This window comes from Geitlerinema sp. CS-897 (assembly GCF_028368005.1).
Taxonomy (GTDB): domain Bacteria; phylum Cyanobacteriota; class Cyanobacteriia; order Cyanobacteriales; family Geitlerinemataceae; genus Baaleninema; species Baaleninema simplex.
This window is the reverse complement of record NZ_JAQNCQ010000153.1, coordinates 14,442-32,608: the sequence shown is the minus strand read 5'-3', so window position 1 is coordinate 32,608 and position 18,167 is coordinate 14,442. Positions and strand designations below refer to the sequence as shown.

Genomic DNA, 18,167 nt, shown 5'->3' with positions numbered 1-18,167 from the left:
TTATATTTGATGGCTCGTTTCGGCGCTATCCCCTTCTCTCGCTATCGCATTGTTCAGGGGACGCACCTCAACTCACCGCCGCTTCACCACCCCCTAACCGCTTCGCGGTATAGGCGGAGTACTGCGACGGATCTTGATAGAAGTCAACGGTGAGGCAGACCACATCCATATCTTGTTCCAGTATTACCCCCAACTGGAGCTACCCAAATTCATCGCTAATTTTAAGAAAGCCATTGAAGGGGTATTCGATCGAGCTTCTTTATATAATATCAAAATATAATTTATTCGTTTATATTGCTAAATTTTATTTGAATAAAAAACGCTGTACGTTATTTAAGTTTTTGCCGTCAGAATAAGTTCTAGCTTTAGGATGTATTAAATAACGTTCAAATACAAACTCGCTATAATCAGCTAGATCGTCTGTACCTGTTATCGTCAATACAACTTCTGATGCTAGCCAGAGTGCACCTTTTAGAATGAATATTTTCCAGTGAATATTCATATTGAATTCCTCTATTGCTGCTAAAATTCCAAATTGTTTTACTAGGGTATAAAGCGAATTTAATAAAATAATTGAAAAGAATTAATTTAAGATTTGACATGATACAACTCCAATTTAAAATGGTCGAAATGCTATACAAGATACAAAGCATGAAAGGCAAGTATTGATTATACAAACTTTACTAATTGTAAAAATGTTTCGACTTAAGCGTATGGAATAATGATAATCCAAATTTATTCAATCTTCATCTAAAGTGGGGAAAGATTCTTCAATTTTCCATAAAATACTTTTGTGGGCAATAAACCAACTACGTGTTTCTGGTTCTAACTCATCCCACACCAAATCTGGAGCGATATGAGGTAGTTCGTATTGATATTTCTGTCCGAGGAATTTCAGATTTTCAGCAACATTTTTAGAAATACCAAAATCTAACCAGTTCACCCGAACAACTCGACTTGATATCCCACCACGAGGATCGTAAACGAGCTGTGCGACTCGAATCAAATCGGCGAAATGAGTGGGTTTTAGTCCTGCGATCTGTTGGATTTCCCGAATTCGTGCTTGACGTTGTTTAGCGTTCACGATCCATACCTCTTAGTTTTGAGCAGCAGCTCGATAATTTTTGACTCGCTTGTCGACTTGAATTCCCAAGATCTTAGCTAACCAGGGTGGAGGAGACGTGGCGATCGCCTTTTGCAAGTCAGCCAAGATTTCTCGGATTTCCCCTCCTGTTTCTATTTTCATAGGATAGATGTTGGCTTGAATGACCTTTGCCGCAGCAGGACCACCAATAGACACCACATAGAGAATGGGACAATCTTTAATCAAATCGACTCGAAATTTGTTTTTGTCGCCGCTTAACTCGGCTTCGAGAGCCGATCGCACGTCGATAAGCTTGATGTTGTTGGTAGAGAGTTGGTAAATTAAATAGCGATGACAAGACCCAAAGTGTCCGTCAAGTTGCTCGCCAGTGTTGGAAGCCACTGCAACTCGAATAGAATTAGGCATATCCCCATCTCGATAGGGTTCGATTGGTAAGAATTGAGAACACTGCTCTGGCTCTCCCCATAAGATGCGTACAGCGTCTTTGAAGGCAGCGATGTCTTGATTGTCGGCTTCTTCGCCTTCCCATTCTCCTTCGTCTACTTCGTAGATGTTTCCGAAGAATCGTTTGAGTTGGGTGACAGTGAGTTTACTCAAAGCTTCTTCCGTAATTTCACCATCAAGGTTCGCGTGTAATGCTTCAACTAGATCTTTGACTGAAGCATTGGGTAAAACCCTAGCAGCTAAGGCAATTCTTAGTGCAACTTCATCAGAAACAGGTCGGTCGATCATGATTTTTTCCTAATTTAGAGATTTTGCAAAACTTACAAAGATTCAATTTCTTTTAGTAGTAAATCGATTTGATTTAATCGATTTATAACTTCGGGACGATCGAGGAGATTGGATTTATTTTTAATAGATTTAATTCGCTCGTAAATTCGATCGGATATGTCTTTCTCTCGAACTGATAATCGATCGGGACTCGTTTGAGACTTGATTAATTTAATCAAGTCGCTTTTTGTTTTTCCCTCAGCTTGCGAAATTAGAAATTCATGCAATTCTTGAGGTTGACGGTCGATCAATAAAGCATTAGTGGGTGAAATTTTACCCGATCGAAGTGCAGTTAAGATAGTGGGTGCTAAATTCAATAATGGAAGTCGATTTGAAACAAAGCTCGATAACTTCATTCCAAACTCGTTTAAAATTTCACGAACGATCTCTATTCGGTTGTCGCTAGAAATCTTTGAACGATCGATTCCACGCGTTCGTGAATTTTTTACTTGATATAGCCATTTTCTTAGATTGTCAGAAGATAAGTCTAATTTTAGAGATAGCAAATTAAGTATACTTTCAGTTTGTTCGATTATAGAAATTTCTTCGTTAAGAAGATGTGCGACGATCGCGGCTTCTAAGGCGATCGAATCTGGCATTTCGCGAACGATGCTAGGAATTGACATCACTCCAATGGCTTGACAACAGCGCCATCTGCGTTCGCCGCTAATAATTTCAAATTGTCGATCTTGACGTTGATTTTGACTAGGTCTTAACAAGATCGGCTCGAGTACGCCATGCTTGCGGATCGAATTTTTAAGAAGTTCCATTTTTTGAGAATCAAAATAGAGTCTAGGTTGGCGTATATTTTCAGGCAACTGAAGTGGCATAATGCGATCGACGGGAACTTCAACAGAGGTTATCGATCGAGACTTTAGGTTCGTTATTGTCTCTTTTAATTGAGAGATTTTGTCTCTCTCTTGGGCGTCAATACCGTTATTAGTCACGATCTCATCCTTCCATAAATACGTTCATACATAACTTGGCTTGATTTGCCGTACTCGATCTCGCTCGTCGGCTCGAGTGTAGGCGAGTTGTAGCCCGTACATATGTTGAAAAAGTTGCCAGCAGTAATTCTCTGGTAAACGACAGGTGGTAGCCCCTCGCATCACTACGTTGAAGTACCAGTCGTTGGGAGGAATTTCTATCGAGGTTTTTTGGACGACAACATAGGTTCTAGCCTGGATGTAAGTTTGGTTGCCGCGATCGACGGTTACCCATTCATGGCGATAGGCATTTTGCCGAACTCCCTCACGTCGATCGAGTCGATCGCTGAGTCGCCACGGTAGCTTGTACAAAACCCCCTGAACTTCGCCAGTGGGATCGGGCAAAATGTCGAGAGCACCACATTGACGTTGAGATGAGTAGTAATGGAACCCGATCCGATATCCCTTCAGGGTAGCGATACCAATCACATAAAGATGTGTATTTTCCCCTAGCGATCGCTTGAGATCTACCGGACACATACAAGAACCGTAAGCGAAATAGTAGAAATAACCCCCTGAGAACTCTACAGAAGATAAATTCAACGTTTTGTCGAGCTTTCCATTTGCCCTCTTGTTTCCTCGTGTTGAGAGAGATTGAAGGTGAAGATTTCTCAACATTGGGAAGCTACCGACTTGGAGCAGGCGGCGCAGATTGAGAAAACTACGATCGATAAATTTCGTCAACATGGCTCGAGGCTGAACGCAATTAAGGGGAACAAAAATGCTCTTCAATCAGTGCCGATAAATTTTCGGGTTTGAGTCGGTCGTAGCGGTGCTTACCCGGCATGATGGTCAGGCTAGGTGCTTTAGAACAGCGTTTTTGACAGCCAGAGGCGCAAATTTCGACGGATTCGAGAAGTTGGCGTTCTCTTAGGGCTTGTTCCAACGCCGCTAAAAGCTGATGCCCACCTCGCTTTTGGCAACCTGACTTTTGGCAAACTAGAATTTTAGATCGCTCGAGTTTGCCAACGTGCTGGCACGGAGAAGGGGCAACTGGTGTTATTGGCGTAGCTGGAGCGGACAGCTCGTTTACAGAATCCGAAGGTAGGGTAAAAAGGTGATAGGCTTCCAACTTGATGACGCCAGCCTTCGCATCGATTTGACTGCGACCGATGCAACGGATGCGATGTCCAACTTGGAGATGCAGCCGCAGCACGGTACGTAGCTGTTTGGGGAGTTTAATCGAGAGTTGTTCTTCCTCGACCTCGAGGACGACAAACTTAGGTTTACTGGGTTTCTTACCGAGAAAACCCAAGACCGTTCCTTGCAAATCGAACATCCACGGTGGTGTTTTTTGGGTTTCAAACATGATCGTTCTCCTGTAGCAACGAACGGACAACTGTAGCGGTAGACTCAGTTCAAACGTTTGGCCTGAACCGTTTTGGGAGTTTCGATCGGATCGCTGAGTCCTGCCACCGATAACTTCCAACCGTTAGCCAGGGTAAAGATATGGGTATCGTCAACCTGAGTTTGCTCGACGACCTGTTCCTCTAGATCTTTTTTGGCCACGTAAACCATCAATTGACCGTCGCGACTGTTATGAAGCATGACTTTCATCGTAAGTACCGAGTAGGTTAAACAGAATTCGGGAGTATGAAGGCACGGGATGGGGCAATAGTCGGGTTAAACTATGGCCACCCCCACGCCCTCAGTCGCAACGAGAGCGAGCAGCTCGTCAGTGGTGAGACTGCGTTTGAGTTGGGTGGCGCGGTCTCGAACAGCATTGAGTACGGACTGGCCGTCTGCTGGATCGAGTTGGAGTCCGTAGTCCTGTAGGATTCGATTCAATAGATGACGACCGGAGTGTTTGCCGATGACAAAGCGGCGCTGCCAACCTACTTCTTCTGGAGCGAAGGGTTCGTAGGTGCTGGGATTTTGCAAGACGCCGTGGGCGTGAATTCCCGACTCGTGGGCGAAGGTATTTTCACCTACGATCGCTTTCCAGGGAGGAACGGGGTGGTTGACGGTTTGGGCAATGAAGTGAGAGAGCGTTAAAAAATGTTGGGTTTGAATCCCCGTTTTGAAACCGTAAATCTCCTTGAGAGCCATCACGACTTCTTCTAAGGCGGCATTGCCCGCTCGCTCTCCGAGACCGTTCACTGTCGTATTGATGGAGGTTGCTCCCGCTCGAATTCCGGCAAGAGCGTTGGCAGTTGCTAGTCCTAAGTCGTTATGGGTGTGCATCTCTACGGGAATATCGAGAGACGTGACGAGGGCTTGTACTTTCTCAAAGGTGGTAAACGGATCGAGAATTCCCACAGTGTCGCAGAAGCGGAAGCGAAAAGCTCCCCATTCCTGTGCCGAACGAGCAGTCTCGATTAAAAAACCCGGGTCGGCACGAGAGCTATCTTCACCACCAACGCTGACTTCTAAACCGCGATCGCGAGCGAAGGTGAGGCTTTCCCGAAGCCGTTCCAGCATACGGTTCCGCTGGCCTTGAAACTTGACCTGAATCTGTATCTCAGAAACGGGAATAGAAATGTGAACCCGCTTGAGACCGCAACGAATCGAGGCTTCAATGTCAGCGACGACTGCGCGGTTCCAACCTAGAATTTTGGCGTTTAAGTCGAGGTCAGAGATGGCACGAATAGCTTTGGCTTCGTCCTGGCCTACGATTGGAATGCCCACCTCCAATTCTTGAATGCCAATGGCATCGAGAAATTTGGCGATTGCCACCTTTTCTTCTAAGCTAAAGGCCACTCCGGCAGCCTGTTCGCCATCACGTAGGGTCGTATCGTTGATGTAAATCTGATTTTGAGCGGTCATTGCAGCCTCCGATCGGAATGCAAGGTATGGAGAATTAACTCCCCAAGGCACAAGGAATTCCAAAAAACTCAGCCGTTGAATATCGCCGTACGCCAATCGATGCTAGCGATGTATCACTTCGCAAAAGCCCGGGTAAGGCTATCTTCTTGGAGAAAATGATCGAGGTGAAAGGCTCGATCTTCTGTTTTGAGCAGAATCTCTTCATAGAGATAACGGGAAGCGCGATCGCCTAAACTTTCAGCCTCGGCAGCCAATCGTCGCAGTAAATCGACAATGGCCTGTTCGGCAGCTAAATTGTTTTCCAACATTTGACGACAGGTGTAAGCCCCCTCAGCCTCGGGAGTAAAGCAACATAGCTCGGCCAAAGTGGTAAAAGTTCCAGCGGGAATCCCCCCTAACCCGCTCAGGCGCTCGGCCACATCGTGGGCGTGGTCTCGAACAGCACCATAGCTTTCTTGGAAGAACTCATGGATAGAATAGAATTCTGCCCCTTCAACCATAAAATGGTGTTTTTGATACTGTAAGTACAAGGCTTGAAAACTAGCGTAAACAAGGTTGAATCCTTCACAGATGGCAACGGTTACGTCTTTTTCGAGACCGATGGGGTTGTCATCCACGTCACCAAAGCTACGAATGGACGTTTGAGTGGTTGTGGTCATGGAGTAACTCCAGTTGATGAGGGTAAATGGAAATCGACGAGCTTTGAGTACGAGGTGCTTTACTGTTAGTGGTTTTCGATACAAGCGACTTGGGTTTGCCAACAACGCTCCAGCCAATCTAGAGATTCTTGACGGGAGAGGAGACACTGCTGAACGACACTGTGTACGAGTAAGAGGGCGATCGCGCGATCGATATGGACTCGTAAAGTGCCGTCTGCGGGGCAGGTGCAGGAAATATTAAGTTCCTGCAAGCGACGGTAGATCGACCAACGATAGCTGCGATGAACAGAGATAATCTGTTCCCGAGTACCAACAGTGGATATGGGCTCGTTCATGGGGTGGAGACTCCAGGGTGACGAACGTGGGCAAGACTTTGTAGTTGAATTTCTAGGGCTTCGATACGCTTTGAAAGCTGCTGTAGCGTTGCCGCTTCAGCATCGGGTAGCTGACCGTGTGCCAAGGGTGCAACGGCAGTGTTGCACTTGCAAATATTGCGACTGGGGACACCAACAGCCGTGCAGCTTGCCGGTACATCTTGCAATACGACGGAACCTGCCCCAATGCGGGCATAATTGCCAACGTGAATATTGCCGAGGACTTTAGCGCCTGCACCGATTACTACTCGACTCCCAACGGTTGGATGGCGTTTGCCGGTTTCTTTGCCGGTGCCGCCTAGGGTTACGCCCTGGTAGATCAGGGTGTAGTCTCCCACAATGGCAGTTTCACCAATGACAACCCCCATACCGTGGTCGATAAAGACTCCCGTGCCGAGTCGAGCCCCCGGATGAATTTCAATACCTGTTAAAAAGCGAGCTAGGTGTGAAATGACACGCGGGAAGAAGTGGACGCCACGACGGTACAACTCGTGAGCTAGACGATGAGCGGCGATCGCATGAAAGCCGGGGTAGCAGCACAGCACTTCTAACCAGTTTCGGGCTGCCGGATCGCGCTCGAAGATAATGGCGAAGTCTGCCAACAGCGGGAACTGCTGCTGTAGTTCGACCGCCGAAGGTAAGAGAGCGTGAATTGAGAAGCGGGATAAGGAAAGGGACATTGCTCTGGGAGGGCTGTCTTTTCCTGCTTATACCAACCTCAATTCGATGCAGGTAGCCCGAAATCTTCATCCAGATTAACTAAAGTTATTACACCTGTACTCAACTTCTGAAGTGTCGAGCGAGTAGAGGTTTGTTTTTTTTTTCGGGGCAGGGGACGAGTATTTTAGTACTGAGATGCAGGCATTTATGAAGGGAGGTACTGATATTTTGTACTCAAGCTCAAATCCTTATGTATCAGCACTTAGACAGCAAATAGCTAACTACAGTCAATACAGTAGCCAATGTACTCAAAGATGAAAGTTTTGATGATATCTGCATATCTTCCGTATAAAAAATGTAGCAGAGTATGCAAAATTATCTCGACTTAATTCAGGATTTTTTAACAATGCTTTTCAATCGACAATCTGCCCAGCTCGATAACGGAGTCCGTAAAGGGAGCATCCCATTTTGGCAATTATAGATAAGCAGCCACTATTGAGAATACTGGCTTGCTTCTCACAGAGACAAATTCACCTACGTCTTGAAACGATTTTCAACAATCAATTGACATGTATCTATGAAGCTCACCCCACCTGCTAGGGCGCGAGGTGGGGGTGTCGGTGCTAACCGGGAACCTGCGTCCCGCGAGGTGGGGGAGTGCGTCGCGCTCTTGTTCAAAACGGGATGCTCCTGGAGTCCGTAAAGGACTTAGCCTGGCCAACTGTCGGGCTTTTTCAAGCCTGCACCGTACCCGTTAGAGTCGGCATCGGGTGGTTGACTGTTTAACAATGTCGAGGAAGAAGCGAAGTAATCTGTTTACATTAATTAACATAAAAATGTGTATTATATTACTAATTAATATTTAAAGTAGAACACTCGATACAGACAAAATGATTGATTTCTCGGTTTAAGATTTGATTTTGTATCTATTTTAACAAAATAATAATATTTGAGTACTTGAAATGCTGTACTCATTTAATCTCTTCAAACAGTATCAATGTCCCACCAGTAAATGGATCGAGCTGAGTACAGTAATAACCGAGCTAGTCCCGAACAATACTCGTCCCTAGGCATAAAAATACTCGTCCCCCGATCCTGATTTTTTTTAAAACTCATGATTTCTCGACGTTGTAGCGCTTGAGTACAGTGCTAATTACTTTAATCAATTCTATCGGGATAGTTTCCTTCGAGTACTTCTGAAGCAGTTGCTATAACTCTCTCAACGCAAAGCACTTCATCTTTGAAAACAGGCTGAACTCAGCGAACTCCATAGAACTCAAGGTCCAACCACAGCTCGGTTAGAGCTTATTCATATTCTCGGCACTTAGTTCTTTGACCGACAACAGTTCAGCCAGAACCGACCAGACCGATTTCAGGTGTATCTATCTTTATGAGGCGGTTCCCTCCTCTAATTAGAGAGGTCAGACGAACGCCCCGCCACCAATACTCCGTGAAACCTGCTGGTGATTTCAAAGTAGAGGTTTAACAGACTATGGATTGAACTTTCTTCAAGGTGTGGTCGTTGCATTGCCTGACGTTGACTTAGGTTCTTGGGTTTCCCTCCATGCAGAACAGTTCGTCGAGACCGATCGCTGAGATGCCGTCGATGCAACGCTCCACTTATCTACCCCTTACACTCCTACAAACTTCTAAAAATAATGACGCCACCACCCTTCACTGCCCTTGCCCCTGCGCCCACGACGACGCCCGAGCTGGACATTACCTTGACCAAAACCCAAACGAAGGTTAACAAGTCTGGTGGCGGTGGCGGCTGCGGCTGTAGCAGTAAAAACGATGCTTCTACCGGCATGAGCGAAACCTTAAAAGCCCGGATTGAGAAGCATCCTTGTTACAGCGAGGAAGCCCATCACCACTATGCTCGCATGCACGTGGCTGTAGCTCCGGCTTGTAATATCCAGTGCAATTACTGTAACCGCAAATACGACTGTGCCAACGAGAGCCGCCCCGGTGTGGTCAGCGAATTGCTGACCCCAGAAGAGGCTGCCCACAAAGTCCTCGTAGTGGCTGGCAAAATTCCCCAAATGACAGTTCTGGGCATTGCCGGTCCCGGCGACCCTCTCGCCAACCCGGAGAAAACGTTCCGCACGTTTGAGTTGATTGCAGACCAAGCCCCCGATATTAAACTCTGTCTTTCGACGAACGGTTTGATGCTGCCGGATTACGTCGATCGCATCAAGCAACTCAACGTCGATCATGTCACCATCACTATCAATACGATCGACCCCGAAATTGGAACTCAGATTTATCCCTGGGTTCACTATCGCCGCAAGCGCTACCGGGGTATTGAGGGAGCTAGAATCCTGCACGAGCGTCAAATGGAAGGATTGCAAGCTCTTCAAGAAGCAGATATCCTCTGCAAGGTTAACTCGGTTCTAATTCCCGGCATCAACGACGAACATATGCCGGAAGTGAATCAAGCGATTCGCGATCGCGGGGCTTTCTTACACAACATCATGCCCTTGATCTCGGCTCCAGAACACGGCACTTACTTCGGTCTGAACGGTCAGCGAGGTCCTAAGCCCAAAGAACTCAAAGCCGTTCAAGATAAATGCTCGGGCAACATGAAAATGATGCGTCACTGTCGTCAGTGCCGCGCCGATGCCGTCGGACTGTTGGGTGAAGACCGCAGCCAGGAATTCACCAAAGAGAAGTTCATGGATATGTCAGCAGACTACAACCTCGAAACTCGTCAGACCGTCCATGCCGGTATCGAACAAGCTAAAGCCGCCATTGCTGAGAAAAGGCAGGCCGCTGTTCGGACTTCTCAACCCACCCAGTCTACGAAAGTTCTCCTTGCAGTTGCGAGCAAAGGTGGGGGTCTGGTGAACCAGCACTTCGGTCACGCCAAAGAATTCACGATCTACGAAGTGGATGCTACTGAGGTGAAGTTTGTCGGCCACCGCAAAATCCTCGACTACTGCCAGGGCGGTTACGGCGAAGACGCGGCACTTGAGGGCATCATCGACACCATTTCGGACTGCAAAGCCGTTTTAGCTTCCAAAGTCGGCCCCTGCCCCCAGAAAAAACTTCAACAAGCCGGTTTAGTAGTGGTCGAAGCGTACGACGCGATCGAGTCCGTTGCCCGTCAATTCTACGACGAACAGGTTCTGAGTTAACTACTTTTCGGGGCATCGCCCCGCCCCCCCTTTTTTCCGATTTCCCTTCCTACCTTCGTTCACTGTGGAGATGATGTGATGGTCATTTATTTGGACAACAATGCAACCACTCAGGTCGACCCCCAAGTCCTAGAGGCAATGTTGCCCTACTTCAGCGACCTATACGGCAATCCTTCTTCAATGCACAGTTTTGGCGGGCAGGTGGGATCGGCTGTTCGGGACGCTCGATCCCAAGTTGCAGCCCTGCTGGGGGCAGAGGATACCGAAATTATCTTTAACAGTTGTGGTAGCGAAGGAAATAACACGGCTATCCATGCAGCCTTAGCCGCTCAGCCCGAGAAGCGCCATATCGTCACCACTGCTGTAGAACACCCAGCGATCCTCAACGTCTGCAAACACCTCGAGAAGAAAGGCTATACCGTCACTTATTTATCGGTCGATCGGCGCGGCCAGCTCGATCTAATGGAAGTCGAAGCTGCCATGACTGGGGGGACGGCACTCGTCACGACGATGTACGCCAACAACGAAACGGGCGTAATCTTCCCGGTCGAGCAGATCGGGGAGATCGCCAAAGAGTGCGGTGCGACGTTCCATGTCGATGCAGTCCAAGCAGCAGGAAAAGTCACGATCGACCTACAAACCAGCACGATCGACCTGCTGACGCTCTCCGGCCATAAACTCCACGCTCCCAAAGGCATTGGCGCTCTTTACGTTCGTCGCGGTTTCTGTTTCCGTCCCTTCTTACTGGGAGGGCATCAAGAGCGGGGTCGGCGGGCTGGCACTCAAAACGTCCCCGGTATCGTCGCGTTGGGCAAAGCTGCGGAGTTAGCGCACCAACACCAGCAGGATGTCGAACGCGAGCGTCGGCTGCGAGATTTGTTAGAAAAGCAGCTCTTAGAACGTATTCCTGACTGTGAAGTCAATGGCGGCGGTACTCAACGCTTGCCCAATACAACCAACATTGGCTTCAAATACATCGAAGGGGAAGCCATCCTGTTCATGCTCGACCGGCACGGAATCTGTGCTTCTTCTGGATCGGCTTGTACGTCAGGTTCTCTCGATCCGTCTCACGTGCTGATGGCAATGGGATTACCTTATACGATCCTTCACGGTTCGATTCGTTTCAGCTTGTCACGGTTTACGACTGAAGACGAAATCCAGCAAGTTTTGGCTGTAATGCCGAACATCGTAGAGAAATTGCGAGCCTTATCTCCATTCAACAACGACGAGTCAGATTGGCTCCAAAGCCGCGATTTGGTCAGTGCGTAGTTGAGATTTGAAAGCCCCGAACCTGTCACCGTTCTTATTCTTTATCTGAGAAGCCGTCATGTGGGACTATTCTGAAAAAGTACTCGATCTGTTTTACAACCCCCTCAACCAAGGAAAGATCGACGATCTCAGCGAACCAGACGTGGCTGTTGTCTATGGTGAAGTTGGGAGTATTGCCTGCGGTGACGCTCTCCGACTGCACCTCAAGATTCAAGAATCGACCGAAACGATTCTTGATGCCAGGTTTCAAACTTTTGGATGTACCAGTGCGATCGCCTCTTCGTCCGCTTTAACCGAAATTATTAAAGGCAAAACGCTCGATCGGGCGTTGAACATTTCCAATCAGGACATAGCAGATTACCTAGGTGGTTTACCAGAAGCCAAGATGCACTGCTCGGTGATGGGTCAAGAAGCGTTAGAAGCCGCCATTTATAAATATCGCGGTATCGAAGTCGAACATCACGAAGACGATGAAGGCACTTTACTGTGTAAATGCTTTGGTATTACCGAACCTAAAATTCGTCGAGTCATCATTGAGAACGACCTAGACACCATCGAGCAAGTCACGAACTACGTTAAGGCTGGCGGCGGCTGTGGTTCGTGTCTGGCAGGCATCGAAGACGTTCTCATCGAGGTACGTCGAGAACAGGCGGCAGTACCCGAGCGGGTCGCTGCGGAACTGGCCTCGCTCGAAGAAGGGGGAAGTCGCGAAGTGGGGGTACAAACCCGCCTCGCCCCTCCGATTTCCCCGATCCAAAAAATTATGCTCATCCAGCAAGTTCTCGATCGAGAAATCCGCCCCACGCTCATGGCTGATGGCGGAGATGTTGAGTTGTTCGATGTCGATCGCGATCGCGTTCAAATTTCCCTTAAGGGAGCCTGCGGTAACTGCCCCAGCAGTACCAGCACCGTGAAATATGCCATTGAAGCCAAGCTACGGGAGCGAGTTTCCCCCACTCTCATCGTAGAAGAAGTCACCGTTTAACCTTTTTGTCGATTCCTAATGTAGCCCCCAATTGGTAAAGCAAGAGAGAACTCATATCTGATGGACACTCCAAATCGTTGCATTCATTTCGGGCGATCGCCCCCGGCTTAACCCCGAAGTTCTCACGCTCCTCTCGGACACCCGTCAGTCTGCGAGCCTTACTTCCCAATTCGGAAATCCGAATTCAAGCCTCTTACTTTTGTTTACTTTCAACTATTGAAACGGAGAGATTCCACCATGCGTCAGATTGCGTTTTATGGAAAAGGCGGTATCGGCAAATCCACCACCTCTCAAAACACGATTGCTGGGTTGGCCGATACGCAACGCATCATGATTGTGGGTTGCGACCCCAAAGCGGACTCCACCCGCTTGATGCTGCACAGCAAAGCTCAAACCACGATTCTACACCTCGCTGCCGAGCGCGGTGCGGTAGAAGACCTAGAACTCGACGAAGTCCTCCTCACTGGCTACAAAGGCGTTAAGTGCGTTGAGTCGGGCGGTCCGGAACCGGGTGTGGGCTGCGCCGGTCGGGGCATCATCACCGCTATTAACTTCCTCGAAGAAGAGGGCGCTTACGAAGATCTCGATTTCGTCTCTTACGACGTCCTAGGCGACGTGGTTTGCGGGGGATTCGCCATGCCCATTCGGGAAGGTAAAGCCCAAGAAATCTACATCGTGGTTTCGGGTGAAATGATGGCGATGTACGCCGCCAACAACATTGCCCGAGGCATTCTCAAATACGCTCATTCCGGTGGAGTACGTCTGGGAGGTCTCATCTGTAACAGCCGGAACGTCGATCGCGAAGTCGAGTTAATCGAAGCTCTGGCTGAGAAACTCGGTACCCAAATGATCCACTTCGTCCCCCGCGACAACATCGTACAGCACGCTGAACTGCGTCGTATGACGGTTATCGAGTACGCTCCCGACAGCAAGCAAGCTGAGGAATATCGCACCCTGGCTCGCAAGATCGAAAACAACAAAAACCTCGTCATCCCCACGCCAATTTCTATGGACGAGTTGGAAGAACTCTTAGTCGAGTTCGGTCTCCTGGGCGGCGAAGAAGAGTACGAAAAAGCGATCGCACAAGACCAGACTACTGCCGTCGTCTAGTTCCTGACTGCCTAACCTGGATTATTCAACTGCCGAAAATTCGCTCGTTTTGAAGACTTCCTCAGACCTTCACAAACAATCCAGGTTAGGTTCTGTCAACATCACGATAATCTATTGCACTTCATTTGCTGTGTCAGTCTATTAGGGGGATTTGGTGCAGCCGAATACACCCGATATTTTTCCATTCCTGCATTGGGCTAACACCCCAAAAACCTCACTCCCTGGAAGTCTCGATCGACGATCGCTCCTTCATCTAAAATCGCAAGTCCCCAATTGAGTCGAGGCATTGCTTCCCCCCTTGGATTGAAATTATTCTCCATCGCTACAGAGAGGACAACATGACTACCGCAGAAGATCGAAAAGCGCTTGTCCAGGAAGTCCTGGAAGCATATCCCGATAAAGCCAAAAAGAGCCGTTCCAAGCACCTTAACGTTACCGAAGAAGGCGCTTCCGACTGCGGCGTTAAGTCCAACAAAAAATCCGTTCCCGGCGTCATGACCACCCGTGGCTGTGCCTACGCCGGAGCCAAGGGGGTCGTTTGGGGGCCGGTGAAGGACATGGTTCACCTGAGCCACGGTCCGGTCGGCTGTGGCTATTACTCCTGGTCGGGTCGCCGCAACTACTACGTCGGCACCACGGGGGTCGATACCTTCGGCACCATGCAGTTCACCTCCGACTTTCAAGAGCGGGATATCGTCTTTGGCGGCGATAAAAAGCTGGCCAAACTCATCGACGAGTTGGAAGAACTCTTTCCTCTAAGCCAAGGCACCACCATTGAGTCGGAATGTCCGGTGGGTCTGATTGGGGACGATATCGAAGCCGTTGCCCGGAAAAAAGCCAAAGAGTACGGCAAACCGGTCGTACCCGTCCGCTGCGAAGGCTTCCGAGGGGTGTCTCAATCCTTGGGTCACCACATCGCTAACGACACCGTCCGCGATTGGGTGCTGCCCAAAGCTGACGAGTATCGTAAACTCCCCGAAGGATTCGAACCCGGTCCCTACGACGTCAACATCATCGGTGACTACAACATCGGGGGCGATGCTTGGCCCAGCCGCCGTCTGTTAGAGGCGATCGGTCTTCGCGTCATCTGTCAGTTCTCTGGCGACGGCACCTTCAACGAAGTGGTGATGACGCCGTTGGCGAAGTTGAACCTGATCCACTGCTATCGCTCCATGAACTATATTTGCCGCTTCATGGAAGAGAAATACGGCATCGGCTGGCTCGAGTACAACTTCTTCGGTCCGACTCAAATTGCCAAATCTCTGCGCAAGATCGCCGCACAGTTCGACGAAACCATCCAAGCCAACGCCGAGCGCGTGATCGCCGAAAATCAAGCCCGAATGGACGAGATCGTCGCCAAATTCGGTCCCCGCCTCGAAGGGAAAGAAGTGATGATGATGGTTGGCGGTCTGCGTCCCCGTCACGTTATCCCGGCCTTTGAAGATTTGGGCATGAAAGTCGTCGGTACGGGCTACGAATTCGGTCACGGCGACGACTACAAACGTACCGCCGACTACGTCAGTGAAGGCACCGTTATCTACGACGATGTCAGCGGCTACGAGTTTGAAGAGCTGGCCAAGAAAATGAAGCCAGACCTGATTGCAGCCGGCATTAAAGAGAAGTACGTCTTCCAGAAAATGGCCTTGCCCTTCCGTCAGATGCACTCTTGGGATTACTCCGGCCCCTATCACGGTTATGAAGGGTTTGAAGTCTTCGCCCGTGACATGGATTTAGCGATCAACAATCCCACCTGGGGTCTAGTTCAGGCTCCCTGGCAGCAATAGAGGAAAGCTCCCTATAGGAAACGTCCCGGTAGAAGCGCGAGCGATCGCGTTTCTACCCCCTTCCCCTCCACCCCTAAGGAAACCACTATGACTGAGAACGTTAATCCCCAAGTGCCGGAGACGCCTTCCGAACCCGGCAAAATCCAAGATCACTTCGAACTCTTCCAAACCGATACCTACCAAGACCTCTTTGAGTACAAGCGCCAGTTTGAAGGCGCTCACAGTGCCGAGAAAGTGGCTGAAGTCGCGGAGTGGACTAAGAGCTGGGAGTATCGCGAAAAGAACTTCGCTCGGGAAGCCCTGACGATTAACCCCGCCAAAGCGTGCCAACCCCTCGGGTCTCTGTTTGTCGCCTCGGGTTTTGAAGGCACCCTGCCCTACAGCCACGGGTCTCAAGGTTGCGTCGCCTACTTCCGGACTCACCTAACCCGTAACTACAAAGAGCCGTTTCAAGCCGTCTCGTCTTCGATGACAGAGGATGCAGCAGTCTTCGGCGGACTGAACAACCTGAAACAGGGTCTGCAAAACTCCTACACGCTCTACAATCCCAAGATGATCGCCCTTTGCACCACCTGCATGGCAGAGGTCATCGGGGACGACATCGGTTCGTTCATTCAGACCGCTAAAAACGAAGGACTGATTCCTGAAGACTTACCGGTTCCTTCGGCACATACCCCCAGCTTTGTCGGGTCTCACATTACCGGCTACGACAACATGCTCGTCAGCATCTTGAAAACGCTGACGGAAGGTAAAAAAACCGAAACGACCAACGGCAAGTTCAACTTCAACCTGGGATTCGATCCCTATGTGGGCAACATCCGCGAGTTGAAGCGCATTTTGAGTCTGTTCGGCATCGACTATACGATCTTGTCGGACAACTCCGATACGTTTGATTCTCCCAACACGGGTGAATTCAAAATGTATAACGGCTTGACCACGTTAGAAGACGCCGCCGACTCGATTAACGCTGAAGGTAGTTTCTTCTTCCAGAAGTACACCACGCCCAAGACCCAGGAATACGTCACCAAGGGGTGGGGACAGAAGACCTATAACTTCCGTCCTTTCGGTATCAAAGGAACCGATGAATTCTTGATGGCGCTATCGGCCATCACGGGTAAGGCGATTCCCGCAGAACTGCAAGCAGAGCGGGGACGCGCCGTCGATGCCATGACCGACTCTCAAGCTTGGATTCACGGTAAGCGCGTCGCCCTCTACGGCGACCCCGATCACGTGTTCGGCATTACGCAGTTCTTGCTGGAAATGGGTGCCGAGCCGGTTCACATCCTGGTCACGAACAGCAACCCCGACTTTGAAGCCGAACTCCGTGAAGTCTTGACAAACAACCCCTACGGACAAGACGCGACGATTTGGGGCAAGAAGGATCTGTGGCATTTGCGATCGCTCCTCTTCACCGAGCCTGTCGATCTCCTCATCGGGAACTCCTACGGTAAGTACCTGTGGCGAGATACCAAGACGCCATTGGTTCGGATTGGTTATCCCATCTTCGATCGCCATCACATGCACCGCTATCCCACCATCGGCTATCAGGGAGCGATCAACCAATTCAACTGGATTGTGAACACAGTTCTAGACGAACTCGATCGCCAAACGATCGTCCCTGCCAAAACTGATATCTCCTTTGACCTGATCCGTTAAGTCTCGGTAGGGGTACGGCCGGCCGTACCCCTACGCTCCCGTCCGGTATTGGAAATTATCATGAAACTCAGCGAAGAAATCGAACTCGACGGTCCTCCGATGTTCGATATGGGCAACCGGGTTCGCACTCGCAAAGTCATCCGCAACGATGGCACTTTTCCCGGTAAAGAAATCGGCTACCACTTAGCCAAAAAAGGTGACATTGGCTACATCGTCGGCATCGGTACTTACCTGCAACGAGCCTATGTCTACTCAGTACATTTCCTTAACTCTAACTTTGTTGTGGGCTGTCTCAGTCGCGAACTGGAACTGGCAGACGAAGACTATCAACCTTTGATTCAGCAAGAAGACTAGTAAGCTCGCCTCAGTCTAAAAGAACGAAGCTTTCAATCTCCAGACTATTTGTGCGAGCTAGGAATTGTGAACTTTACACTCGAGATTTCTCGATTCCTGTAGCGCTGCGACACTTCTCACATCTCCCTCACTTGCATTTTGTATTTCACCCCCGAACTCCTACGATGGCACTTCTCACCCACCCCGCACATACTCATCCACACCCGCACCCCGTCGCAGTATCTCCTCGCCGACAAACTGGCTTCGACATCTTCCGTCCCCTGCGCCGCTGGATCGATCGAATTGAAGTCACCCACCGACTTTTTGCTCACCTGGTTTGCCGAGTTATTCCCTGCTGCTGTCCCTTCGAGCGCGACGTCAACATCTTCGGTCGTACGGTACATATTCCGGCTCTGTGCGAACTCAACCCGGTTTACAACGAGTTGGTTGGCTTGCGATTTCGGTCTTTGAGCTATTTAGCCGACGTACGCGGCGAAGATGTGACCCAGTATATCTGTTGAGCTTGACATCCTCACCGCCCTAGAAGTGCGGTGATTCCCAAACCGTTCGGC

Annotated in this window: 19 protein-coding genes and 1 pseudogene; 9 read left to right on the top strand and 11 right to left on the bottom strand. The window is 49.4% G+C overall.

The features are described 5' to 3' along the window. Positions 1–133: 133 nt before the first annotated feature. Positions 134–226 (top strand): annotated as a pseudogene (locus tag POG22_RS09755) (transposase); the annotation flags it as partial. A 78-nt stretch (positions 227–304) separates the two neighbouring features. On the opposite strand, the gene POG22_RS09750 reads toward POG22_RS09755, so the two are convergent. The 11 genes from POG22_RS09750 to cysE all read right to left on the bottom strand — a co-directional run bounded on the left by POG22_RS09750 (position 305) and on the right by cysE (position 7,341). After that, positions 305–502: a hypothetical protein gene (locus POG22_RS09750; protein WP_498904999.1), complete on the bottom strand. Its 198-nt coding sequence runs from the start codon at positions 500–502 to the stop codon at positions 305–307. Positions 503–739: 237 nt separating this feature from the next. Further along, positions 740–1,084: a hypothetical protein gene (locus POG22_RS09745; protein WP_498904997.1), complete on the bottom strand. Its 345-nt coding sequence runs from the start codon at positions 1,082–1,084 to the stop codon at positions 740–742. Between the two features lie 12 nt (positions 1,085–1,096). Next, positions 1,097–1,837 (bottom strand): dinitrogenase iron-molybdenum cofactor biosynthesis protein, encoded by a 741-nt coding sequence (locus POG22_RS09740; protein ID WP_498904995.1) that lies wholly within the window; start codon positions 1,835–1,837, stop codon positions 1,097–1,099. Positions 1,838–1,869: 32 nt separating this feature from the next. Continuing rightward, positions 1,870–2,823: a ParB/RepB/Spo0J family partition protein gene (locus POG22_RS09735; protein ID WP_498904993.1), complete on the bottom strand. Its 954-nt coding sequence runs from the start codon at positions 2,821–2,823 to the stop codon at positions 1,870–1,872. Between the two features lie 24 nt (positions 2,824–2,847). After that, positions 2,848–3,480, bottom strand: a complete 633-nt coding sequence (locus POG22_RS09730) for a gamma-glutamylcyclotransferase family protein (RefSeq protein ID WP_498905002.1) — start codon at positions 3,478–3,480, stop codon at positions 2,848–2,850. A gap of 88 nt (positions 3,481–3,568) precedes the next feature. Further along, positions 3,569–4,171 (bottom strand): (2Fe-2S) ferredoxin domain-containing protein, encoded by a 603-nt coding sequence (locus tag POG22_RS09725; RefSeq protein WP_498904991.1) that lies wholly within the window; start codon positions 4,169–4,171, stop codon positions 3,569–3,571. 44 nt (positions 4,172–4,215) lie between these two features. After that, positions 4,216–4,419, bottom strand: a complete 204-nt coding sequence (gene nifT, locus POG22_RS09720; RefSeq protein ID WP_498904989.1) for a putative nitrogen fixation protein NifT — start codon at positions 4,417–4,419, stop codon at positions 4,216–4,218. Positions 4,420–4,485: 66 nt separating this feature from the next. Further along, a complete protein-coding gene (nifV, locus tag POG22_RS09715) occupies positions 4,486–5,628 on the bottom strand; it encodes a homocitrate synthase (RefSeq protein ID WP_498904987.1) in 1,143 nt (380 codons plus the stop codon). A gap of 113 nt (positions 5,629–5,741) precedes the next feature. Further along, positions 5,742–6,287 carry a DNA starvation/stress protection protein DpsA gene (dpsA, locus tag POG22_RS09710; protein ID WP_063717931.1) on the bottom strand — a complete coding sequence of 182 codons (546 nt, stop codon included), beginning with the start codon at positions 6,285–6,287 and terminating at the stop codon, positions 5,742–5,744. Between the two features lie 65 nt (positions 6,288–6,352). After that, positions 6,353–6,622, bottom strand: coding sequence for an Asr1405/Asl0597 family protein (locus POG22_RS09705; RefSeq protein WP_498904985.1), 270 nt, complete (start codon positions 6,620–6,622; stop codon positions 6,353–6,355). Continuing rightward, positions 6,619–7,341 carry a serine O-acetyltransferase gene (gene cysE / locus POG22_RS09700; RefSeq protein ID WP_498904983.1) on the bottom strand — a complete coding sequence of 241 codons (723 nt, stop codon included), beginning with the start codon at positions 7,339–7,341 and terminating at the stop codon, positions 6,619–6,621. The genes POG22_RS09705 and cysE overlap by 4 nt, the downstream gene beginning before the upstream one ends. A gap of 1,638 nt (positions 7,342–8,979) precedes the next feature. Between cysE and nifB the strand changes: the two genes are divergently transcribed. From nifB to POG22_RS09660, 8 genes are all read left to right on the top strand, one after another. Beyond that, positions 8,980–10,458 (top strand): nitrogenase cofactor biosynthesis protein NifB, encoded by a 1,479-nt coding sequence (gene nifB / locus POG22_RS09695; protein WP_063717930.1) that lies wholly within the window; start codon positions 8,980–8,982, stop codon positions 10,456–10,458. Positions 10,459–10,536: 78 nt separating this feature from the next. Beyond that, a complete protein-coding gene (gene nifS / locus POG22_RS09690; protein WP_498904981.1) occupies positions 10,537–11,727 on the top strand; it encodes a cysteine desulfurase NifS in 1,191 nt (396 codons plus the stop codon). Positions 11,728–11,785: 58 nt separating this feature from the next. Then, entirely contained in the window at positions 11,786–12,712 is a 927-nt protein-coding gene (gene nifU, locus POG22_RS09685; RefSeq protein ID WP_498904979.1) for a Fe-S cluster assembly protein NifU, read from the top strand. A 237-nt stretch (positions 12,713–12,949) separates the two neighbouring features. Further along, a complete protein-coding gene (gene nifH / locus POG22_RS09680) occupies positions 12,950–13,822 on the top strand; it encodes a nitrogenase iron protein (RefSeq protein WP_498904977.1) in 873 nt (290 codons plus the stop codon). 338 nt (positions 13,823–14,160) lie between these two features. Next, a complete protein-coding gene (gene nifD / locus POG22_RS09675; protein ID WP_063717926.1) occupies positions 14,161–15,606 on the top strand; it encodes a nitrogenase molybdenum-iron protein alpha chain in 1,446 nt (481 codons plus the stop codon). Between the two features lie 87 nt (positions 15,607–15,693). Then, positions 15,694–17,262, top strand: a complete 1,569-nt coding sequence (gene nifK, locus POG22_RS09670) for a nitrogenase molybdenum-iron protein subunit beta (protein WP_498904975.1) — start codon at positions 15,694–15,696, stop codon at positions 17,260–17,262. 60 nt (positions 17,263–17,322) lie between these two features. Beyond that, complete coding sequence (locus POG22_RS09665; RefSeq protein WP_063717933.1) at positions 17,323–17,616, top strand: nitrogen fixation protein NifZ; 294 nt, start codon at positions 17,323–17,325, stop codon at positions 17,614–17,616. 164 nt (positions 17,617–17,780) lie between these two features. After that, a complete protein-coding gene (locus POG22_RS09660; protein ID WP_007634177.1) occupies positions 17,781–18,116 on the top strand; it encodes a Mo-dependent nitrogenase C-terminal domain-containing protein in 336 nt (111 codons plus the stop codon). Positions 18,117–18,167 lie beyond the last annotated feature (51 nt).